General features: G+C 70.0%; 21 protein-coding genes. 12 read left to right on the top strand and 9 right to left on the bottom strand.

The genetic code is table 11. The features are described from left to right. Positions 1-48 precede the first annotated feature (48 nt). From U5C87_RS04605 to U5C87_RS04580, 6 genes are all read right to left on the bottom strand, one after another. Entirely contained in the window at positions 49-1,137 is a 1,089-nt protein-coding gene (locus tag U5C87_RS04605) for a LacI family DNA-binding transcriptional regulator (RefSeq protein WP_330475457.1), read from the bottom strand. A gap of 224 nt (positions 1,138-1,361) precedes the next feature. After that, complete coding sequence (locus U5C87_RS04600) at positions 1,362-1,958, bottom strand: DUF721 domain-containing protein (protein ID WP_330475456.1); 597 nt, start codon at positions 1,956-1,958, stop codon at positions 1,362-1,364. Further along, the gene (recF, locus tag U5C87_RS04595) at positions 1,951-3,264 is read right to left on the bottom strand and encodes a DNA replication/repair protein RecF (protein ID WP_330475455.1); all 1,314 of its coding nucleotides are present in this window, start codon (positions 3,262-3,264) and stop codon (positions 1,951-1,953) included. Before recF ends, U5C87_RS04600 begins: the two co-directional genes overlap by 8 nt. Before the next feature lie 75 nt (positions 3,265-3,339). Then, positions 3,340-4,356, bottom strand: coding sequence for a phosphogluconate dehydrogenase (NAD(+)-dependent, decarboxylating) (gene gnd, locus U5C87_RS04590; RefSeq protein WP_443082098.1), 1,017 nt, complete (start codon positions 4,354-4,356; stop codon positions 3,340-3,342). Positions 4,357-4,458: 102 nt separating this feature from the next. Continuing rightward, on the bottom strand, positions 4,459-5,586 hold the full coding sequence (dnaN, locus tag U5C87_RS04585; protein WP_330475454.1) for a DNA polymerase III subunit beta: 1,128 nt from the start codon (positions 5,584-5,586) through the stop codon (positions 4,459-4,461). Between the two features lie 667 nt (positions 5,587-6,253). Beyond that, positions 6,254-7,027 carry a TetR/AcrR family transcriptional regulator gene (locus U5C87_RS04580; RefSeq protein ID WP_330475453.1) on the bottom strand — a complete coding sequence of 258 codons (774 nt, stop codon included), beginning with the start codon at positions 7,025-7,027 and terminating at the stop codon, positions 6,254-6,256. A gap of 118 nt (positions 7,028-7,145) precedes the next feature. On the opposite strand from U5C87_RS04580, the gene U5C87_RS04575 reads away from it, so the two are divergent. Then, positions 7,146-8,141, top strand: a complete 996-nt coding sequence (locus U5C87_RS04575; protein ID WP_330475452.1) for an NAD-dependent epimerase/dehydratase family protein — start codon at positions 7,146-7,148, stop codon at positions 8,139-8,141. A gap of 54 nt (positions 8,142-8,195) precedes the next feature. Here the strand turns inward: U5C87_RS04575 and dnaA are convergent, their stop codons facing one another. Continuing rightward, on the bottom strand, positions 8,196-9,854 hold the full coding sequence (gene dnaA / locus U5C87_RS04570; protein ID WP_330475451.1) for a chromosomal replication initiator protein DnaA: 1,659 nt from the start codon (positions 9,852-9,854) through the stop codon (positions 8,196-8,198). A gap of 544 nt (positions 9,855-10,398) precedes the next feature. Here dnaA and rpmH point away from each other — a divergent pair. From rpmH to U5C87_RS04525, 9 genes are all read left to right on the top strand, one after another. After that, positions 10,399-10,536, top strand: coding sequence for a 50S ribosomal protein L34 (gene rpmH, locus U5C87_RS04565; RefSeq protein ID WP_028051105.1), 138 nt, complete (start codon positions 10,399-10,401; stop codon positions 10,534-10,536). An 18-nt stretch (positions 10,537-10,554) separates the two neighbouring features. After that, positions 10,555-10,905: a ribonuclease P protein component gene (rnpA, locus tag U5C87_RS04560; RefSeq protein WP_330475450.1), complete on the top strand. Its 351-nt coding sequence runs from the start codon at positions 10,555-10,557 to the stop codon at positions 10,903-10,905. Beyond that, positions 10,902-11,189 (top strand): membrane protein insertion efficiency factor YidD, encoded by a 288-nt coding sequence (yidD, locus tag U5C87_RS04555; protein WP_043416753.1) that lies wholly within the window; start codon positions 10,902-10,904, stop codon positions 11,187-11,189. The genes rnpA and yidD overlap by 4 nt, the downstream gene beginning before the upstream one ends. A 93-nt stretch (positions 11,190-11,282) precedes the next feature. Next, complete coding sequence (gene yidC / locus U5C87_RS04550; protein WP_030197605.1) at positions 11,283-12,278, top strand: membrane protein insertase YidC; 996 nt, start codon at positions 11,283-11,285, stop codon at positions 12,276-12,278. Between the two features lie 95 nt (positions 12,279-12,373). Beyond that, positions 12,374-13,072, top strand: coding sequence for a Jag family protein (locus tag U5C87_RS04545; protein WP_330475449.1), 699 nt, complete (start codon positions 12,374-12,376; stop codon positions 13,070-13,072). A 75-nt stretch (positions 13,073-13,147) separates the two neighbouring features. Continuing rightward, positions 13,148-14,047 carry a 16S rRNA (guanine(527)-N(7))-methyltransferase RsmG gene (gene rsmG / locus U5C87_RS04540; protein WP_330475448.1) on the top strand — a complete coding sequence of 300 codons (900 nt, stop codon included), beginning with the start codon at positions 13,148-13,150 and terminating at the stop codon, positions 14,045-14,047. Between the two features lie 82 nt (positions 14,048-14,129). Continuing rightward, positions 14,130-16,010: an AAA family ATPase gene (locus tag U5C87_RS04535; protein ID WP_330476657.1), complete on the top strand. Its 1,881-nt coding sequence runs from the start codon at positions 14,130-14,132 to the stop codon at positions 16,008-16,010. Positions 16,011-16,298: 288 nt separating this feature from the next. Next, a complete protein-coding gene (locus U5C87_RS04530) occupies positions 16,299-17,450 on the top strand; it encodes a ParB/RepB/Spo0J family partition protein (RefSeq protein ID WP_330475447.1) in 1,152 nt (383 codons plus the stop codon). A gap of 184 nt (positions 17,451-17,634) precedes the next feature. After that, positions 17,635-18,495 carry an Fpg/Nei family DNA glycosylase gene (locus U5C87_RS04525; protein ID WP_330475446.1) on the top strand — a complete coding sequence of 287 codons (861 nt, stop codon included), beginning with the start codon at positions 17,635-17,637 and terminating at the stop codon, positions 18,493-18,495. A gap of 30 nt (positions 18,496-18,525) precedes the next feature. Here U5C87_RS04525 and U5C87_RS04520 read toward each other — a convergent pair whose 3' ends face one another. After that, positions 18,526-18,693: a hypothetical protein gene (locus tag U5C87_RS04520; protein WP_330475445.1), complete on the bottom strand. Its 168-nt coding sequence runs from the start codon at positions 18,691-18,693 to the stop codon at positions 18,526-18,528. Positions 18,694-19,013: 320 nt separating this feature from the next. On the opposite strand from U5C87_RS04520, the gene U5C87_RS04515 reads away from it, so the two are divergent. Both U5C87_RS04515 and U5C87_RS04510 read left to right on the top strand, forming a co-directional pair. Then, positions 19,014-19,907 carry a metallophosphoesterase gene (locus U5C87_RS04515; protein ID WP_330475444.1) on the top strand — a complete coding sequence of 298 codons (894 nt, stop codon included), beginning with the start codon at positions 19,014-19,016 and terminating at the stop codon, positions 19,905-19,907. A gap of 102 nt (positions 19,908-20,009) precedes the next feature. Continuing rightward, positions 20,010-20,816, top strand: a complete 807-nt coding sequence (locus U5C87_RS04510; RefSeq protein WP_330475443.1) for an alpha/beta fold hydrolase — start codon at positions 20,010-20,012, stop codon at positions 20,814-20,816. 62 nt (positions 20,817-20,878) lie between these two features. On the opposite strand, the gene U5C87_RS04505 is transcribed toward U5C87_RS04510, so the two are convergent. Continuing rightward, positions 20,879-21,901, bottom strand: a complete 1,023-nt coding sequence (locus U5C87_RS04505; protein WP_330475442.1) for a glutathione S-transferase family protein — start codon at positions 21,899-21,901, stop codon at positions 20,879-20,881. Positions 21,902-21,915: the final 14 nt, after the last annotated feature.

The raw sequence follows: 21,915 nt of genomic DNA, 5'->3' as shown, positions 1-21,915 counted from the left end.
TATTAGACATAGGCAATCACCAAAGCTTGGACGTGTCAACGGGTAGATCTACCGGGCGGTCGGCGGGGGCGAGACCGTGCTACCGGTCGCGAGCTCACACGGTAGGAGGACGTGTCGTCCACCCTCGGGCTCCCGACCAGCCAGCAGGTCGACCAGCATTGCCACGGCACGCAGGCCCATCTCTCGACGGGGAATGCGGAACATTGACCAGTCGGTGTCGCCACCTGCGGCGTCATGTCGTACGGCAGCTTGGGTGGGGTCGCTGTCGCCTAGCACGGCGATCGACAGATCGGCGGGGACGTTCAAGCCATCGGCCTCTGCGAGGCAGCGCACTGCTTCGGCCATGGCAGTGCTCTCGACGAGGAGGGCGGTGAGCCGGTGCTCCTTGACGTGACGCAGAGCCACCGCAGGATCGTCCTCCACGAGAACGATCGGAACCCGGCGTCTGCGGCGGGCAGCGGCGACATAGCCGAGTCGCCGGTCGACCGTCGGCTCGTACTCCTCGTCCACGCCCAGCAGCCCGATCCGACGGTGACCAAGTCCCCACATCCAGTCATAGATCTCATGCGTCGAAGACACATAGTCGGCGCCGACGTAGCTCACCGGCCCCGTCGGAGACTCCCGACGGCCGATGAAGACGAAGGGAAATCGCTCGGCGACGAGACGAGCGAGCTCTTGCCGATCGGTGTGACGACCCAGCAGGATGCAGCCATCGGCGATGCCGAGGCGGTTGGCGCCCTTGTCGTAGACGCGACGTCGTCCCTCGCGTCGTCCGGGGCTGGTGAAGAGCAGGAGGTCGAAACCGAGCGCCTCCGCGCCCTCCTCGATCCCAAGAAGAAACGGTCGGTAGAAATCCGCCACGCCCGAGGGAAACACCGACTCGTACGTGAAGACCCCGATGATCTTGTTGGAGCCACCACGCAGCCGGCGGCCCATGATGTCGACGGTGTAGCCGGTGGATTTGAGAGCGTCCTGGACACGCTGACGCGTCTCCGGTGTGACACGAACGCTGCTCGAGCCGTTGAGCACCAGCGAAACCATCGCCTGCGACACTCCAGCGATCCGCGCCACGTCGGCCTGGGTGACCCGCCGACGGGGGGTGTCGTCGGCCGGCATCTGGGCGGAGGTCTTCGTCACCTCAGCACCATCTCATGCGCGGCTCGAGCTCAGCGTTGTCGAGAGTCTCTGGACCAGTTGACGTCCGATCCGTTGGTCGGAAACTCAATCCCACACGCTCCGATGCATGCGTATGTCCCTAGCCGGAAGCCACCGTACTGGACGAGGCGCGGCTGGCCTGCGAGCGTGATCCGATCAGGTCGTTCACGTCATGCTCAAAGGCATGCGCCCTTGAGTGCCGGGGCTCAGCCGTAGGTGTCGCGGGGACCTCGGGAGTCGGGAGAGCGCCGGAGGCCGCGGTTCCAGGACGGTGCGCTGGGGCCGAGCACCTTGAGCTCGCTCACCGCGCCCGCGCCGATCTCCTCGTCGATCCGCGACAGCAGCGACGACGCGAGCAGGCGCATCTGGGTGGCCCACGCCGTCGAGTCGGCGCGCACCGTGAGCACGCCGTCGACGAACGTCATGGGCTCGACGTGCCCGGCGATGTCGGGTCCGACGATCTCGCGCCAGCGGCCCATGACCGAGCCGACCGCGACGTCGACCTTCCAGCCGCGGTCGAGCAGGAGGCGGTCGAGCTGGTCGCCGAGCAGGGCCGGGTCGCGGCCGTCGCGCGCAGACCCCGACAGCACCGGCGCGTGGCCGATCGGACGGCGCCGCTTCTTCGGCTTCATGCCCGGCCGCAGACCCTTCTCGGCCGCGCCGGCCCGGGCGCGCGCGAGGGCGGAGGCCGCTGCGTCGGCGATGCGGGTGTCCTCGTCGGTCGGCTGGGGAGGGTCGGCTGCGCCGTCCGACGGCCCGTCGACCGGCCCGTCGACCGGCCCGTCGACCGGTTCGTCACCCATCGACGTGCCCGTCGCTGTCGGGGCCGTCCCCGTCAGGGACCGCACCGTCAGGGACCTCACTGTCGGCGCCACCGCTCTCGGAGGCGACCACAGGTGACCCGGCGGGGTGCACCTGGCCCAGCTCGACGGCATACGTCGTCCCGCTCTCGCGGAGCACGTCGGGCACGTCCGCGCCCACGGCAGCGGTGATGAGCACCTGCTCGCAGTCCGCGACGAGCGTGGCCAGCCGCTCGCGGCGCCCGGAGTCGAGCTCGGCGAAGACGTCGTCGAGCACGAGCACCGGGTCGTCGCCCAGGTCGCGTCGCAGGAGGCGGTATGCCGCGAGCTTGAGTCCCAGCGCGAAGCTCCACGACTCGCCGTGGCTGGCGTAGCCCTTGGCCGGCAGCTCGCCGAGGGACAGCACGAGGTCGTCGCGGTGCGGGCCGACGAGCGAGATGCCACGCTCGATCTCGTTGGACCGCAGCTGCTCGAGCGTCTCGAGCATGCCGACGCGTAGCTCGTCGATCTCGGGCACCTCGCCCGCAGCCAGGCGCTTGGCGAGGTCCTCGTGGAGCGAGCTCTTGTAGGTCGCCCGCGCGTTGGACGATGCTGCGCTCACGGCGTCGTAGCACTCGGACAGGTCGGGCGCGAGGTCCCGCAGCAGGCGCAGGCGGGCGTAGAGCAGCTGCGCCCCGACCGTCGCGAGGTGGTCGTTCCACACGTCGAGGGTGTGCAGCGCCGACTCACGGGCCTCGTCGAGCGGCACGTCACCGTCGCGTGGCGGTCGCGGCACCCGGCGAGACCCCTTGCGCAGCACGGGTGCCGCCGACTTCAGCAGGGCGTTGCGCTGCTTGAGGATCTTGTCGTAGTCCGAGCGCACCCCCGACCACCGCGGCTGGCGCTGGACGAGCAAGTCGTCGAGGAAGCGGCGCCGCTCCGACGGGTCGCCCTTGACGAGCGCGAGGTCCTCGGGAGCGAAGAGCACCGTGCGCACCGTGCCGAGCACGTCGCGCGGTCGCGAGACGGGGGAGCGCCCGAGCCGCGCCCGGTTGGCCCGCCCCGGGGTGATCTCGAGCTCGACCATCGTCTCGCGGTCGTCGCGCATGATCGCTCCGCGCACGATCGCCTGCGCGGCCCCGAACCGCACGAGCGGCAGGTCGGTCGCGACCCGGTGCGAGCCGAGCGTCGCGAGGTAGCCGACGGCCTCGACGAGGTTCGTCTTGCCCTGACCGTTGAGGCCGACGAGCGTCGTGACACCCGGCGTCAGCGCGAGCTCGGCGCTCGGATAGCTCCGGAAGTCCTTCAGGGTCAGGTGGCGGACGTGCACGTCAGGTCGGCTGGTTCTCTGGTCGGGTCGGACGGGGAGCCGGCCGGCAGCGACCCGCCGGCCGGGGCATCGGCGTCAGGAGGTGGAGCCGGTGCCCGACGAGGGGCCGGCGTCGGCGGCGTCGCCGGCCGCCGGGCTCGGGTGCTCGCTGGCCGGGGCCGGGTGGGTCGAGCCCTCGGCGCCGGCGCCGCTGCGCAGCTGCTCGCCCTCGGCGATGGACATCACCTGGTGGCCGCCGAACTGGCCGCGCAGCGCCGCGACGGCCTGCATGGTCGGCGAGCTCTGCTGGCGCGAGGCGAAGCGGGCGAAGAGCGAGGCGGAGATGACGGGCATCGGCACGCCGAGCGCGATGGCCTCCTCGACCGTCCACCGGCCCTCACCGGAGTCGTTGGTGTAGTCGGAGACGTCGTCGAGGTGCGGGTTCTCCTCGAGCGCCTTGACCATGAGGTCGAGCAGCCAGGAGCGCACGACCGTGCCACGGCTCCAGGCCTTGAAGGCGCCCGGGACGTCCTTGACGATGTCCTTCTTCTCGAGCAGCTCGTAGCCCTCGGCGTAGGCGTGCATCAGGCCGTACTCGATGCCGTTGTGGACCATCTTCGTGTAGTGCCCGGCGCCTACCTCGCCCGCGTGCACGAAGCCCTCCTCGCGGGGACCCTCGGGACGAAGGGAGTCGAAGATCGGCATGGCGCGCTCGACCCACTTCTCGTCGCCGCCGCACATGAGGCCGTAGCCGTTGTCGAGGCCCCAGATGCCGCCGCTCACGCCGCAGTCGACGTAGCCGATCTGCTTCTCGCCGAGCAGCTTGGCGTTCTCGAAGTCGTCGGTGAAGCGGGAGTTGCCGCCGTCGATGACGAGGTCTCCCGGCTCGAGCAGGTCGCCGAGCGCAGCCACGGTCTCGCGCGTCGGGTCACCCGCGGGGACCATGACCCACACGACGCGGGGCGCCTCGAGGGCCTTGACCAGGTCGGGCAGCGACGACACGTCCGCGACGTCGGGGTTGCGGTCGAAGCCGACCACCTCGTGGCCCGCGCGACGCAACCGCTCGCGCATGTTGCCGCCCATCTTGCCGAGACCGATGAGACCAAGCTGCATGTCGCGAGCCTTTCTGCGGGGGAGCGTGCGTGGTGGTGATGGAGCGCTTCGAGGCTACGCCTACCCACCGGCGGCTCGCGCCGGGCGGGTGGGACGCGGTGGTCAGCTGGCGAAGCGGACCGGCATGAGGACGTAGCGGTAGCCGGTGTCGGGGTCGGAGTCCGCCTCGGCCTGGCCGGTGAGGACCGCCGGGCGGCTCGGCTGCGTGAACGACAGGCGGCTGTAGGCCGTCCCGACCGCGTGCAGGCCGTCGAGCAGGAACTGGGGGTTGAACGCGATCTGGATCTCGGGACCGTCGAGGGTGGCCTCGACCGCCTCGGAGGCCTGGGCGTCGTCGCCGGTGCCGGCTTCGATGGCGACCTGGCCGTCGGTGAACTTCAGCAGCACCGGGGTGTTGCGCTCGGCGACGAGGGCCACGCGCTTGACGGCCTCCTCGAGGGCGGCCGTCTCGATGACGGCGGTCGTGTCGACCGAGGTCGGGAAGATCGAGGTGACCTTGGGGTACTCGCCGTCGAGCAGGCGCGTGGTCGCGCGGCGCTGGCCGGCCTCGAAGCCGATGAGCCCGTCACCGCCCTGGCCGAGCGCGAGCTCGACCGACCCGGACGCGCCCAGGGCACGCGCGGTGTCGGAGAGCTGGCGGGCGGGGATGAGCGCGACGTGGCTGGCGTCGGTGACCGACGGGCTCCACGTCAGCTCGCGCATCGCGAGGCGGTAGCGGTCGGTGGCGAGGAGGGTCACCTTGTCGCCGTCGATCTCCATGCGTACGCCCGTGAGGATCGGCAGGGTGTCGCCCTTGTCGGCGGCGATCGAGACCTGCGCGACCGCCTGGGTGAAGACGTCGCCGGCGATGGTGCCGCTCGTCTCGGGCGAGGCCGGCAGCGTCGGGTAGTCCGAGACCGGCATCTCCCGCAGCGCGAAGCGCGAGGACCCGCACGCGACGTTGACCTTGGTGCCGTCGGTGCTCACGTCGATGGGCTTGTTGGGCAGGTTGCGCGAGATGTCGGCGAGCAGCCGGCCGAGCACGAGCACCTGACCGGCCTCGGCGACGTCGGCCGGGACGGTGATCCGCGCGGACACCTCGTAGTCGAAGGCCGACAGCGTCAACGTGCCGTCCTCGTTCGCGTCGACGAGCACGCCAGCGAGCACGGGTACCGGCGGGCGGGCCGGGAGCCCGCGGGCCACCCAGGTCACGGCCTCGGCCAGGACGTCTCGCTCAACCCGAAACTTCACGGTGCACTCACTTCGACGGGGAAGGACATTGGGGCTCAGACACTAGTGCCTGCCGGTGACTGGCACCACAGACACTCCCCCAATCGTCGTCCGGACCGATTCACGCGTTTTTTCCGGTCGCCCGAGGCCGCCCGGGTCGTCGCGGGGAGACCCTCGTTGTCGGGGCTTCCCCCTTTGACTGGGATCTCGTCATAGTCATAGGTGCTGTGGATGCTGTGGACAACTCGCGTCGGCGCTGGTCAGCGCGTCGACGGGGGTGTGCACGGCGTGTGGGGCCGCGACCTGGCCGACCACTGCCGGCTGTGGACGGATTTCGGCCGTGCACATCGTCCTCACAGGTCGAGCGCCGGTTGTCCGCAGGCTCAGGAGCGTCATCCACACGTTTCCACAGCATCGTGTGGAAGAGCCTTCGGCATATGTCCGGTTTGCCTCGCTTCGTGACTAGTCACCTGTGCATGGAGAGCGCCTCCACTTCCACAGACTTTTCCACAGACGGTGGACAACTTTCGGGACGGATTCGCCGCGACGGCGTCCTGACGCTCGGATCGGCGTCCCGCCGCAGGTCACAGCGAGGTCACGCTGTGCACACAGGTGTGGACAACTCTGTGGATGAATGTGGACGTATGCCGTGTGGCCGAGTGGGTGCGGGGGCGCTGGGCCCTGCCGACTAGCTACCGGCGGGCTCGATGACGCACCGGCGCGAGACCGCCAGCAGGCAGTCGAAGAGCGCTTCACCGTCCGGAAGCGGGCCCAGCTGGGCGAACACCTCGCTCGTGACCGCACCGAGCAGGAGGGTCCAGGCGGCGATCCCCTGGGCCAGGGTGACGGCGTCGAGCCCCGTCGAGTCGAACAGCGGGGACCCGAGCAGCTCGCCCACGCCGGCGTCGGCGCGAGCCTTGACGAGGCCCAGGCGGTCCGGGTCGGGGAGACGGCCGGCGCGGCGCGCGTCCTCGAGCAGGCCGACGAGCAGCGCGATGACGGCGGTCCCCGCCTCCTCGGTGCGCTCGGCCGGGGCCTCGTAGTCCGGGACGGGGGAGCCGTAGATGAGCGCGAAGTCGTGCGGTCGGTCGAGCGCCCAGGCTCGCAGGGCGCGGCCCAGGGCGTCCCACCGGGCGTCGAGCTCGTCGACGGGGACGGCGTCGTGGGCCGCGCGCACCGCCGAGGCCAGCGACCAGTAGGAGTCGATGATGAGCCGGGTGAGCAGCTCGTCGCGGCTCTCGACGTAGCGGTAGATCCCCGACGAGACCATGCCGAGGTCCCGCGCGACGGCTCGCAGGCTCAGCGCTGCCGCGCCGTCCGTCGCCAGGTGCTCGCGGGCCACGCGAAGGATGTCGGCCTCGACGGCGAGCCGCTTGGTGGCGCGCTTGCCGAGCGGGCGCGCCGCCTCGTCGCCGGCCGTGCTCGCCCGCGTGCTCGGTTGGGTGCTGGCCTCCTGCTCCATGTCGCCAGCGTGCCACACACCGAGAGGAAATGTGAGCACCGCTCTTGATTTTCTGCACGCGACGCGTCATGCTCAAAGTGTGAGCGATGCTCACACTTCACTTCCCAAGGAGCAGACCATGTCGCACCACCTCGTCCTCGGCGCCGGAGGCGTCGGCCGCTCGACCACCACCGAGCTCGTCGCGCTCGGCCACACCGTCACCCTCGCCTCACGCTCCGGACGCGTCACCGAGCGGCCATGGGAGACCACGCGCGCCGGCGCGGCAGACGCCGTGGAGGTCGTCAGCGTCGACGCGGGCGACGCCGACGCCGTGACGGCCCTGGCCCGCGGCGCCGCGAGCATCGTCAATGCCGTCAACCCGCCCAGCTACATGACGTGGGACACCGACTGGCCGCCGATCGCCGCCGCCACGCTCGCGGCCGCCGAGGCCTCGGGCGCCGGGCTCGTCATCATCGGCAACCTCTACGGCTACGGCCGGGTCAGCGCCCCGATGCACGAGGACGACCCGCTGCGTCCCGCCGGCCACAAGGGCGGCCTCCGCGCCGACATGTGGCACGAGGCGCTCGCCCGCCACGAGGCCGGGCACGTTCGCGTCACCGAGCTGCGCTCGAGCGACTACTTCGGCCCGGGCACGACGCCGCGCACCAGCTACCTCAACGACATCGTCATCGACGCGCTCCTCGCCGGCCGGGCGCCCTTCGTGCCCGTCGGGCGACCCGACGCACCGCACTCGTGGACCTACGTCCCGGACGTCGGCCGGCTCGCCGCCCGCGTCGCGACCGGCGACGACGGGTGGGGGCGCGCCTGGCACGTGCCGACGGCGCCGGCCCGCACGTTCGAGCAGGCCGCCGAGGACGTCGCCCGCCTCGCGGGCGTGAAGGCCCGCCGCGTGCGCGTGCTGCCGAGGTCCCTCGGCACCGCGGCCGGCCTCGTCGTGCCGTTCATGCGCGAGGTCCGCGAGACGCGGCACCAGTTCGAGCGCCCCTTCGTGCTCGACTCGGACCTCACCCAGCGCACCTTCGGGCTCGCGCCGACCCCGTGGGACGAGGCCCTGACGCTGACCATCGCAGCCCGGCGCGAGGCGAAGGCCACCCGAGCGGCGGCCGCGGCATGACGTGGGCCCGGCCCCACGGCATACGCCATCGGGTCGGGCCCATGGGAGCGAGCGTCAGTGCGACTGCTGGCGGATCCGGTTGGTCAGCTCGGTGACCTGGTTGTAGATGGCGCGACGCTCACCCATGAGCTCGCGGATCTTGCGGTCCGCGTGCATGACCGTCGTGTGGTCGCGGCCGCCGAAGTGCTGGCCGATCTTGGGCAGGGACAGGTCGGTCATCTCGCGGCAGAGGTACATCGCGATCTGGCGGGCCGTGACGAGCTGACGCGAACGGCTCGAGCCGCAGAGGTCCTCGAGCGTCACCGCGTAGTACGCCGCCGTCACCGCCATGATCGTCGCCGCCGTCACCTGGTTGGGCGTCTCGTTGGGCAGGACGTCCTTGAGCACGATGACGGCGAGCGGCAGGTCGACCTCCTGCCGGTTGAGGTTGCTGAACGCCGTGACGCGGATCAGGGCGCCCTCGAGCTCGCGGATGTTGGTGCTGAAGTTCGTCGCGATGTACTCGAGGACGTCGTCCGGCACCTTCATCCGGTCCTGGATCGCCTTCTTGCGCAGGATCGCGATGCGGGTCTCGAGGTCGGGCGGCTGCACGTCGGTCAGCAGGCCCGACTCGAAGCGCGTGCGCATGCGGTCCTCGAAGCCCGACAGCTCGCGCGGCGGCAGGTCGCTCGTGATGACGATCTGCTTGTTCGCGTTGTGCAGCGTGTTGAAGGTGTGGAAGAACTCCTCCTGGGTCTGCAGCTTGCCCTGGAGGAACTGGATGTCGTCGATGAGCAGCACGTCGACGCTGCGGTAGCGGTTCTGGAACGCGCTCGCCTTGTCGTCACGGATGCTGTTGATGAAGTCGTTGGTGAACTCCTCGGAGTTCACGTAGCGCACCCGCACGTTGGGGAACATCGTCCGCGCGTAGTGCCCGATCGCGTGGAGCAGGTGTGTCTTGCCCAGCCCGGACTCGCCGTAGACGAAGAGCGGGTTGTACGCCTTGGCCGGGGCCTCGGCGACCGCGACCGCTGCCGCGTGGGCGAAGCGGTTGCTCGCACCGATGACGAACGTGTCGAAGGTGTACTTCGGGTTGAGCCGGGTGTCGCCGGGCGAGCTGGGCTCGGGACGCTGCTGCAGGCGCAGCGGTCCGCTCTCGCCGCCGCTCAGCGGGTCGGGGCCGAGCTCCATCCGCGTCTGACCGCCGGGGTATGCCGGCTGGCGGGGCTCGTCGAGGTCGGCGCCGTTGAGCGCGGGTGCGCTCTCGGCCAGGTCGCGCAGCGGGTTGTGGGCGGTGCTCTGCGCGGGCACGCCGTAGCCGTTAGATCCGTTGGACCCGTTCGCGCCGTAGCCGACGGTGCCGGCATGGGTCCCGTTCGAGGGACCGGAGTGGGAGCCGTTGTGGTGCCCGCCGCCGTGGACCGAGGCCTGGCCACTCGGCTCGTCAGTGATCATCCCGAGGTCGGTCTCGAGGCTCTCGTCGACGGAGACGGCGAGCTGGACCGGACGGCCGAGCTGGCTGGCGAGGGCCTCGTGGATCTGCTCACGGACCCGGGTCTCGAGGAAGTCCTTGGTGAACGTGTTGGGAGCGCGCACCAGCGCGGTCTCCTCGAGCACGCCGACGAGGCGGCAGAGCCGGACGAAGGCGCGCTCCTGGTTCGACAGGCCCACCGAGTCCAGGGTGCTCAGCGTCTGCTGCCAGATCTGCGCGTAATCGACGCCTGTCTCGGCCACCTGATTTCCACCTACCCCTGAGTCAATTCTGTTGCACCTGCTGCGATCCCGGCTCGGAAGGGTCCGGGCGGGAGCTCGACCCCGGGCGGGTCGGACGTCCTTGGGCACGTCTGTGTCTGGGTGAACGATGCCTGTTGTCCACACGTTTGTCCACAGCCTGTGCATGGAGGGGTGAGGATCGTGAGAGACGAAAACCTACAGGGGCGGGCGCGCTGAGGACAATCGAGTCGTCCACAGATTGTCGGGCCGGTCGGCGTGTCGCCTTGCAATCGCCGCACGACTCTCGAAGATCGTGGGTTTCGGTCGTCGCCGGCCCGTGCCCGTCGCCGGTTTGACCCTCGTTCCGCGGCTCCCGTATCGTTGACCGAGCGTGTCTGCGACCTCTTTCGCATGCCCATGGCCCCGAGCCCGGCCCAGCCGGAACCCCTCGGTGCTCCACGGGCTTGCCGATTGCGGTCGCATCGGCCACCGACAGCCCCACCACGGGAGCACGGCCGACGTCGTCATGACGTCGAACGGGCCCCTGCAACCTACGGAGAACCTCGTGAGCAAGCGCACCTTCCAGCCGAACAACCGTCGCCGCGCCAAGACGCACGGCTTCCGCCTGCGCATGCGCACCCGTGCGGGTCGCGCCATCCTCGCCGGCCGCCGTCGCAAGGGCCGCGCCGAGCTCTCGGCCTGAGCCGCCGGAGGCCTCGGCGTGCTGCCGGCACGTCACCGACTGCGTGAGCGGACGGACTTCACCTCGGCAGTACGCGGGCCCGGCGCCAGCAGAGCAGGCGGGCGACTCATCGTCGTGCATGCCAACCGGACCGATGCGCGTGCGGATCTTCCGCCGCGCGTCGGTTTTGTTGTGTCCAAGGCCGTCGGCAACGCGGTGGTGCGCAACCGGACCAAGCGCCGGCTGCGCGCGAGCGTCGCGACCCGGCTGAGCGGCATACCAGCAGGTCTCGACGTCGTCGTGCGGGCCAACCCCGCTGCCGCGGACGCCACCTGGGACGAGCTCGACCTCGCTCTCGGCCGCCAGCTCGAGAAGGCGTGCCGACGATGAGCGTCACGCTCAATCAGGTGCTGGCCTCGCCCCTGCTGCTGGCGGTCCGCTTCTACCAGCGGTTCATCTCCCCGCTCTCCGCGCCGAGCTGCCGCTTCTATCCGAGCTGCTCGGCGTATGCCGTCACCGCGCTCACCCGGTTCGGTCCCCTGCGCGGGGGCTGGCTCGCGATCCGGCGCATCGGCCGCTGCAACCCGTGGAACCCCGGCGGGGTCGACCCCGTTCCGATGACGTGGGCCACCCGCAACGACGTGCGCCCCGAGGACTTCCGTCCCAACCCCTGACCCAGCGGCATATGGTTGCCGATCAGTGGTGAGTGGCCCAACACCTCGAACCCGAGCTGAACCGGCCGGCCCACCAGACCACAGAGGAATCACGTGATCGACTTCTTCAACACCCTGCTCTATCCGATCAAGCTCGGTGAAGCCTGGGTCATGTACGCCTGGCACTGGCTCTTCGACAGCCTCGGCATGTCGACCGGCTGGGCGTGGGCCATGTCGATCGTCGGCCTCACGGTCGTCGTCCGCCTCCTGCTCATCCCGCTCTTCGTCCGCCAGATCCACTCCTCGCGCCGGATGCAGCTCATCCAGCCCGAGATGCAGAAGATCCAGAAGAAGTACAAGGGCAAGCGCGACCCCGAGTCCCAGAAGGCCCAGCAGGCCGAGATCATGGATCTCTACCGCCGGACCGGGACCAACCCGTTCAGCAGCTGCCTGCCGATCCTCATCCAGAGCCCGTTCTTCTTCGCGCTCTTCCAGCTGCTCAACAACCTCAAGGCCCAGGCCGAGGGCGTGCCCGGCCACGACGCGATCGGCCCGATCACCCGCGAGGTCGCAGCGCAGATCGAGAGCTCGACGATCTTCGGCTCGAAGCTGTCGGACCACTTCCTCGGCGCCGACGTGCCGCTCAACACCAAGATCCTCACGGCCGTGCTCATCGTGCTGATGTCGGCGACGACCTTCACGACGCAGTACCAGCTGATGCGCAAGAACATGCCGGCCGCTGCGCTGGACAACCCCTTCGCCAAGCAGCAGAAGGTCCTGCTCTACCTGATGCCGATCTTCTTCGCGATCTCCGGCGTCAACTTCCCCATCGGTGTCTTGCTCTACTGGCTGACCACCAACCTCTGGACCATGGGCCAGCAGTTCTACGTCATCCGCAACATGCCGGCTCCCGGCTCCGAGGCCGAGCGTGCCCGCCGTGAGCGGATGAAGCGCAAGGGCAAGGACATGCAGGAGCTCACGGTGCCCGGCCTCGAGCAGAGCGACGCCGTCCCCGACGACGCCCCCAAGTCGGGCCAGCGTCAGCAGCCGAAGGGCAAGAAGCGCGCGCGCACCCAGCCGAAGAGCCAGCCGACGAAGAACAGCCGCTGAGGCTCGTCCACACACTTGTCCACACTGCTTCGGGCCTCTGAACTGCGGAAACGCGAGTTGTCCACAGATCGGCCCGGGCGAGCGAAGGAGTATCCATGAGCGACACCCAGGCCACCGACCTCGAGACCCCGACGGACGCGCCCGACCTGCCGGCGGGCGAGGCCACCGAGCCCACCGAACCCACCCAGCGCACCGGGTCCACTGAGGCCACCGACAGCACCGAGACGACCGCGACTGACTCCACGGCATCCGCGGACGCCGAGGCGGAGCCGGCCGAGAAGACCGAGCCGGCCGAGAAGAGCGAGAAGGGCGAGAAGAAGTCGCGCGTCCGTCAGCTCGAGCGCGAGGGTGAGGTGGCGGCCGACTTCCTCGAGACGCTGCTCGACATCGCCGACCTCGACGGGGACATCGACGTCGACGTCGACGGGGACCGTGCTGCCATCGCCATCGTCGACTCCGACGAGGGCCGCGTGCCGCGCCGGCTCGTCGGCACCGACGGCAAGGTGCTCGAGGCGCTGCAGGAGCTGACCCGCCTCGCCGTCCAGGCCGAGACAGGCGAGCGCAGCCGGCTGATGCTCGACGTCGCCGGGTACCGCGCCCAGCGCCGGGCCGCCCTCGTCGAGCTCGCCCAGGCGGCGATCTCCGAGGTGAAGGACTCGGGCACGAAGCGTGCCCTGGAGCCGATGTCGGCCTTCGAGCGCAAGGTGGTCCACGACGAGGTCGCCGCCTCCGGTCTCGTGTCCGAGTCGGAGGGCGTCGACCCCCACCGTCACGTCGTCATCCTGCCGGAATGACGGATCCCCGTTTCACGTGAAACGGGTACCGCTTGCCGGCACCATCCAGCCGTACCGACCGAGGAGTGAGGGCACGTGACCCAGGGCGCTCCCGGACCCGAACGACCCGAGCCTGACCAGGCCGACGACCAGCCCCGCGACCTTTCCGGAGGGGACGGTACCGCAGAGTCGGGTGGAGCCGCGCACGGGCAGGAAGGGGGGCTCGTCGAGGGGCTGCCGGAGACGCCACCGGCAGCCACGGCCGTCTTCGGCGAGCGGCTCGGGCTCGCCGAGCATTTCGTGGCGATCCTCGCCGACACGGGGATCAGCCACGGCTTGATCGGGCCCCGTGAGACACCCCGCCTGTGGGACCGGCACGTGCTCAACTGTGCCGTGGTCCATGAGGCGATCCCGCGCCTCGATGCGACCCAGCAGGTCATCGACGTGGGCTCGGGGGCAGGCCTGCCCGGCCTGACCCTGGCCATCGCCCGCCCGGACCTCCACCTACACCTCGTCGAGCCGTTGGCCCGACGCACCGGATGGCTCACCGGCACGGTGGCCCAGCTCGGCCTCACCAACGTCACGGTCCACACTGCACGCGCCGAAGCCATGTGGGACCGGCTGCACGCCCCGTGGGTGACGGCACGAGCCGTGTCGCGGATCGTGCAGCTCGCCGAGTGGACGCTGCCCCTGCTCGACGCCGGCGGCAGCCTGCTCGCCCTCAAGGGCAGCCGCGCCGTCACCGAGCTGGCCGAGAGCCGTACTGCCCTGACCCGTCTCGGGGTCGTGGACGCCGGCGTCGACGAGTACGGCGCCGACCTGCTGGAGGAGCCGACCATCGTGCTGCGCTGCACCATCGGAGAGGTCGTGGACCGTCGGCGCTTCCGTTCTCGACAGCCCTCGAGCGCCGGTTCGGCCCGTCGGAGGGCAGATCGTCCACGGGCATCGCGACGCTCCGGCCCGGGAGTCGGCAAGCGGCCGCCCCATCAGCCATGATCGTGACCAGACCATTTCGACGGACGCCTCGCGCACCCCTTGCGAGACGCCCCTCAACCCCGGAGGTGCTCTCCCTGTGACGATGTCGACCAACTTGGGCTGGCCGAGCGAACCGGAGCCAGCGCCGGAGCACCGCCGGCTCGGTTGGCTCGCACGGATGCTGGGCGTTTCACGTGAAACTGGCGGCGCCACCGCGGTGGCGGATGGCGGGCCCGAGCAGGACGCCGTCGATACGGCGCAAGGCTCTCCTCAGACGGCCGAGGGCGGTGCACCCGTCATGATGCAGCCGGAGGCTGAGGCTCCGACGAAGCACCTCGTCGCCACTGAAGGGTCGACGGGCTCCATGACCGTCACCGGGACCGTCACCGGGACCGCCACGGGGACCGAAAGCACGAGCGGCTCCACGAAGGGGCCGCAGGACGAGTCGAAGGACGAGTCCGGGAGTGCGGCGCCCGAGGTCGAGGGCGACGAGGAGACAACGGTCGGCCAGGCCGGCGCTCCTCGGATCGAGGAGGGCGAGCGGCGTGACCTCGAGCAGGCCGCGGAGGGTGGGCAGGGCCTTCGACCGGCCTCCGCGAGTGACGACGATGGTGCGCAGACCGGGGGAGACCCGTTGCCCGAGGCCCCCGTGACGCAGGCCGAGGACATGATCTCCGCAGCCGTGGCGGACCCGACCTCTGCCGATCTCGGTGACGCCGACCTGAACACAGAGGCGGCGGCAGTCATGGACTCGGACGTCGACCCGGCCGTCGAACGTGCTTCGGGCACGGACTCGGACGTGGCCGCAGACATGAACGAGGTGGCCGAGCCCGATGTCGAAGGAGCCGCCCCGGGAGCCACCTCGCTGCCGGTTCACGACCAGCCCGTCGGCCCCCAGGAGGGCTCGGGTGGGGACCTCCCTACGCCTTCAGGGCCTGTGGACAACGCGGTGGACGAAACTGCGAAAGATCCGCGCACTGAGCAGGAAATTGCGGCAAATCGGGCTGGGGACAACTCTGTGGACGGCGCAGAAGCGCGAATCCGTTTCGACAACGACCACGCCGACCGCGCCGACCGCGAGGCCCTGGCCGCAGCCCTGCCCACCCCGGGCACGGACACCCCTCTGGCCATGGAGCTCGCCGACAACGCCCGCCGCCGGATCCAGCTGACGGGTCGTCAGTTCCCCCGTCCCGTCTCGCCCCGCGTTCTCACCGTCGCAAACCAGAAGGGTGGGGTCGGCAAGACCACGACGACGGTCAACGTCGCCGCGGCACTGGCCCAGGCAGGGCTCAAGGTGCTCGTCATCGACCTCGACCCGCAGGGCAACGCCAGCACCGCCCTCGGCATCGACCACCATGCCGAGGTGCCCTCGATCTACGACGTCCTCGTCGACGGAATCCCGATGCTCGATGTGGTGCAGCCCTGCACGACGGTCGAGAACCTCCACTGCGCTCCGGCCACCATCGACCTGGCCGGCGCCGAGATCGAGCTCGTGTCGCTCGTGGCGCGCGAGTCGCGACTGCAGAAGGCGATCGCCGCCGCTGCCGAGGCCGGCCACGAGTTCGACTACATCCTCATCGACTGCCCGCCGAGCCTGGGCCTGCTCACGGTCAACGCCATGGTCGCTGCCAGCGAGGTCTTCATCCCGATCCAGTGCGAGTACTACGCCCTCGAGGGTCTCTCGCAGCTGCTCAAGAACATCGACCTCATCAAGCGTCACCTCAACCCGACCCTGCACGTGTCGACCATCCTGCTCACGATGTACGACGGTCGCACCCGACTGTCGGCGCAGGTGGCCGACGAGGTGCGCGAGCACTTCCCCAAGGAGGTCCTGCGCACGACGGTGCCTCGTTCGGTCCGGGTCTCGGAGGCGCCGAGCTTCGGCGAGACGGTCATGACGTACGACCCGGCGAGCAGTGGTGCCCTCGCGTACCTCGAGGCCGCGGGGGAGATCGCCGACCGTGGTGCCGCCGGCGACACGTGAGGTCTTCATCTTGGGCAGGGCCGTCACCGACCGGTGGCGGCCCTGTTCCATGTGAAACAGCCCTACAGGTGCGGAGTTTCACGTGAAACGCCAGCGGCGCGCGATCTCGGCCGTGGGGCCCGCCCCGGGGGGCGGCGGCTGTCCGGCGTTTCACGTGAAACTGGGCCCTTGTCAGCGCGACGGCTCACACCCCGACATCGTGCTGCGGTGCCAGAGGTGAGCGCGCTCAGCACCTAGACTGACCCGGGACGCGATGGACGCGTCAGGAACGTTGTGAAGGGTTGTCGGATGGCGGAGAAGCGACGCGCACTGGGTCGAGGCCTCGGAGCGCTGATCCCGAGCGCACCGAGTGGGGGCGCTGGTCGACCTGTCGACGTCTTCTTCACCGAGCAGAAGCAGCCTGAGGTCACCAAGACCGCGGACGCCGTCGAAGCCAATGGTTCGTCGAGCACCCATGTCGACGCGTCGCCGGCCGACGGTGCGAATGGGTCCGCAGGCGCCGCCGCCACCTCGGTCGGCCAGACCGGCTCCACGTCCGACGCCACTGACGCAGGGGCAGCGCGTGAGGCCGGACAGGCGAACGAGGGGAGCGGGCTGGCCGTCGTCCCGGGGGCCGAGTTCGCAGAGCTCGACATCGACTCGATCCGGCCCAACCCCAAGCAGCCGCGCACGGTCTTCGACGAGGACCACATGGCCGAGCTCGTCCACTCCATCCGCGAGATCGGCGTGCTCCAGCCGATCGTCGTTCGTCGAATCCCGGCCGACCAGCTCGACGAGGCCGAGGGCCGCACCTTCGAGCTCATCATGGGTGAGCGTCGCTGGCGCGCGTCGCAGGCGGCCGAGCTGGGAGTCATTCCGGCGATCATCAAGGAGACGAGCGACGACGACCTCCTGCGCGACGCCCTGCTGGAGAACCTCCACCGCAGCCAGCTCAACCCGCTCGAGGAAGCCGCTGCCTACCAGCAGCTGCTCGACGACTTCGGTTGCTCGCACGACCAGCTCGCGACTCGCATCGGTCGCTCGCGCCCGCAGATCTCCAACACGCTGCGTCTGCTCAAGCTGCCGCCCCTCGTGCAGCGACGCGTCGCAGCAGGCGTCCTCAGCGCCGGTCACGCCCGCGCCCTGCTCGGGATGGCCGACGCCGCCGCCATGGAGCGCATGGCTCAGCGGATCGTGGCCGAGGGGCTCTCGGTGCGCAACGTCGAGGAGCTCGTCGCCCTGGGGGAGGGCAATGACGCCCCCCGCGCCCGGCGCCCGCGCGCAGGCAGCCGTCACCCGCAGCTCGACGACTTCACCTCCGGCCTCTCGGACCACCTGGAGACGCGCGTCGCGATCGCCCTGGGTCAGCGCAAGGGCAAGATCACCGTGGAGTTCGCCTCCGTGGAGGACCTGCGACGCATCCTCGGGCTGATGGGCGTTCCCGAGCCGACCCGAGACTGACCCGGGACTGACGCGCTACCGACGAGCACGCTCGTGAGCGGCAGCCCGCTGGAGTGCCTGAGCCCCTGCACGCCGAGCAGCCCGTCACGCGTCCCTTCAGGATGGTCCTGCGGGTACGGGGATCGTGACGTTGCGGTTCGGTTGATCGGCCGACGCCATCACGGACGGCACGGAGAGGACGACGATGCCTGAGGGTCACACGATCCATGCGCTGGCCGACCGCCTCGAGCGGGCCTTCCGAGGCCACGTGATCGAGGCGACGAGTCCGCAGGGGCGCTTCGCGGCTGACGCCGAGCGTCTGGACGGGCGTGTGCTCGAACGGGCGCAGGCCTGGGGCAAGCACCTGTTCGTCGACATCGGCGACACCACGCTGCACGTGCACCTCGGCCTGATCGGGATGTTTCCCGTGAAACATCTCGCCGGCGACGCCCCACCGGCGGCAGTGGGAGCGGTGAGGCTCCGTCTGGTGGGCCCCGCGCACTTCGCCGACCTCCGCGGGCCGATGATCTGCACCCTCGTCGACCGGGCCAGGCAGCGTGAGATCGTGGGGACGCTCGGGCCCGACCCGCTCCGGCGAGGGCAGCGACCCGATGCCGGCTGGGAGCGGGTCCACCGCAGCCGACGCACGGTGGCCGAGCTGCTGATGGACCAGTCCGTGGTCGCCGGGGTCGGCAACGTCTACCGCTGCGAGGTGCTGCACCGCCTGGGCGTCGACCCGCTCACCCGGGGCGTCGACCTGTCCGAGGAGGTCTGGCGCGAGATCTGGGACGACCTCGTGCTCCTCATGCCGCTGGGCCGCACGTTCTCGCAGATCATCACGATGCCCGACCAGGTCGAGGACGCAGCGCGAGCGAGACGGTCCGGGCGGGGGCGCGCCATCTCCCGGAAACTCACGGGAGAGCGGCTCGGTGACACCTTCGAGCGCCGGTTCCTCGTCTACAAGCGGACGGGCCAGCCGTGCCCGCGCTGCTCGAACACGTTGCAGGAGAAGGAGATTGCGGGTCGCCGCCTGTACTGGTGTCCGGTCTGCCAGATCCGGCACTGACGGGACAGCTCCCACGTGGAGCCGTCTCGGTCACCACCCGGTGAAGGTCTCTCGGGACAGCACCGGGATCTCGACGTACTCGTGACAACCGAGGACCGGCAGCATCGCCCGAGGCGGTTGCGGCATCCGCGCGTGCCCCTCGGCCTCGGACAGGCTCGCCGGCGCCCCGAGCAGGAGCAGCTCGTCCCGAGCGTGCATGCGGCCACCCCCCTGCCGCGCGCAGGTTGGCGAGCCAGTCGACGCCCGACCCGTAGGTCAGGGCGATGGTCACGACGTCTCCCCGGTCGAAGGCCATGATCGGCACCCGGTAGGGGCGACCCGAACGACGCCCCACGTGCTCGAGCTCCACGAACCACCCGTGGCCGGCCAGGTGCACGAGGACCTTGTCCACGTACTTCTTGTTCAGCCGGGTGACGGCTCGGGGCATCGGCATCGGGACCTCCACCCCCAGCGTCGCACCCCATGACCGGGTCTGCACCCGGGTCACCGTGGGCGGGCCGCGCGCCTAGGCTGACGCCATGGCCCTCACTGGTTCGCGGCCGGCGCCGTCCCATGTCATCGCCCACCTCTCCGACCCCCACCTCATCGGCAACGGTGGCCTGCTCGCGGGGCGCATCGACACCGAGACCAAGCTGCGCAACGCACTGGCCCGGGTCGAGGGCGCCGGGGAGCGCGTCGACGCCCTCGTCATCTCCGGTGACCTCGCGGACAGCGGCGACCCAGCGGCCTACGAGCTGCTCCTGACGATCGTGCGGCCCGTCGTCGAACGCCTGGCCTGCGCGCTCGTGCTCACCGGTGGCAACCACGACGAGCGCCGGCCGATGGCTCAGGCGCTCTACGGCGTGGACAGCGACGACCCGCAGGACACCGTCACGTACGTCCGAGGCCTCCGGATCATCGCCATCGACTCCGCCGTGCCGGGATACCACCACGGCGGCTTCTCGGATGCCCAATACGCTTGGCTCACAAAAGAACTCGCGAATCCAGCGGAGCACGGCACGATCCTCGTCATCCACCACGCACCCATCACCTACCGTTCACCGGTGATGCAGCTGCTCGACTTCGACGACGTCGAGCGGCTGCGCGACGTGCTGGCCGGCAGCGACGTCCGGGCGATCCTCAGCGGTCACCTGCACGTGACGAGCTTCGGCACGCTGGGTGCGATCCCCGTCCTCGTGGCCGGCGGCGTCAGCTACGTCGACGACGTGGGAGCGCCGCGTGAGCTGCTCATGGGGGTCGACGGACCGCAGTCGTGGAACCTCGTGGAGATCCACCACGACCAGGTCGTCGGCACCGTCGTGCCGATCGAGCAGCACGAGACGTGGCCGGCACTGTCGGAAGCGGTCATGGAGTTCATGGCGTCGGTGCCAGAGGAGGACCAACGCGAGGTCTTCTCCCGCAAACGCACCTGAGCGGCCACAACTTCCGACGATCGACCTGTCGAGATGCGACACCGCCGATCGACGCAGTGATGAAGGCTCGACCTGCGAGCCGCACACCTCGAGGAGTCAGACATGAGCACGGTGGAGCAAGCCACGTCGGCGGACGGCACCCCGATCGCCTACGAGGCCTACGGATCGGGGCCGGTGGCGGTCGTCGTCGGAGGAGCCTTCTGCGACAGGGGCTCCTTCCGCGACGTCGCGCAGGCGCTCGGCGAGCTCGGCCTGACCTGCGTGACGTACGACCGGCGGGGCCGTGGCGACAGCGGTGACACCCAGCCGTACGCCGTCGCCCGCGAGGTCGAGGACCTGACCGCGGTCATCAGCGCGGCGGGTGAGGACGACTCTGCCGCCTACGCTTTCGGCGTCTCGTCCGGCGGCGCCCTGGTCCTCGAGGCAGCCGCGACGGGGGCGCCGTTGACGAAGGCGTCCGTCCTCGAGGTCCCGTACCGGACCGCTGGCTGGCCGCCGCCCCCGGCGGACTACATCGAGCGGCTCGAGGCGTTCGAGGCGGCCGGAGACCGGGAGGGGATCCTGCGCTTCTTCAACCGGGAGGCCGTCGGCATGCCGGACGAGATGGTCGACGGTCTCAAGGGCTCGCCCATGTGGGAGCCGATGCTCTCGATGACCTACACCGTCAAGTACGACGGCTTCTGTCTCGGCGGGGACGAGCAGGACATCCCGGCGGAAACCTTTGCGCGAGTGACGATTCCGGTGCTCACCGTGTGCAGCAGCGGCACGGCCATGCCGTGGCTGCACGACTCCGCCCAGGTCGTCGCCGACGCCCTGCCCAACGCCACCGCCGTCGAGCTGCCCGGAGAGTTCCACCACGTCCCCGCCTCGACGCTGGCTCCCGCTCTAGCCGAGTTCTTCACCGGCTGAACGGCTTCGAGCAATGCCGAGCGGATTCCTCTGCATGACAAAGGAATCCGCTCGTCAGATGGTCAGTTCTCAAGCAGGGCAAGCACTGGGTTGTGCTCCGGCGGGACGACCTCGCGCGGCGGTCCCGGGGGAGTGCCGTCACCGAACGGAGATCCACCGAGCGACTCGCGACCGTGTGGCGTCGCCCAGTTCTCCAGGGACGGCCCGAGCGGGACGACGCCCGTGGGGTTCACGTCGGTGTGAACGACGTAGTAGTGCCGCTTGATGTGCGTGAAGTCGACGGTGTCGCCGAACCCGGGCGTCTGGAACAGGTCACGCGCGTAGCCCCACAGCGCCGGCATCTCGATGAGCTTGTTGCGGTTGCACTTGAAGTGACCGTGGTAGACGGGGTCGAAGCGCACGAGCGTCGTGAAGAGCCGCACGTCGGCTTCCGTGATGTGGTCGCCGACGAGGTAGCGACGCGTCGACAGCCGCTGCTCGAGCAGGTCGAGGTTGTCCCAGAGCTTCCGGTAGGCCTTGTCGTAGGCGTCCTGGGTGCCGGCGAAGCCGCAACGGTAGACGCCGTTGTTGACGTAGCGGTAGATCGGCTCGCTCACCGCCTCGATCTCATCGGCCAGCGCGGCGGGGTAGAGGTCGGGTGCACCCTCGCGGTGGAACTCGCCCCACTGCGTCTCGAGGTCGACCGTGATCTGCTTGAAGTCGTTCGTGACGACGGCACCCGTCGGAACGTCCACGATCGCGGGCACCGTTATGCCACGGGGGTATTCGGGGTCGCGCTTGAAGTAGGCGTCCTGGATGCGGGGGATCTGCAGCACCGGGTCGATGCCGCCGGGGTCGAGGTCAAACGTCCAGCTGCGCTTGTCGTGGGTGGGCCCGCAGATGCCCATCGACAGGGCGTCCTCGAGGCCCAGCAGCCGCCTCACGATGATGGCGCGGTTGGCCCACGGGCACGCCCGCGCGACGACGAGCCGGTAGCGACCGGCCTCGACGGGGAAGCCGTCGCGCCCGTCGGCGGTGATGCGGGTGGTGATGTAGTTCGTGTCGCGCTTGAAGCTCTTCTCGACGTACGTGCCCGGCTCGCTCATGCGCCCCAGCCTAA

Source organism: Terrabacter sp. C0L_2 (genome assembly GCF_036352015.1).
Classification (GTDB): Bacteria; Actinomycetota; Actinomycetes; order Actinomycetales; family Dermatophilaceae; genus Terrabacter; species Terrabacter tumescens.
This window is presented reverse-complemented; position numbering and strand designations above follow the sequence as displayed.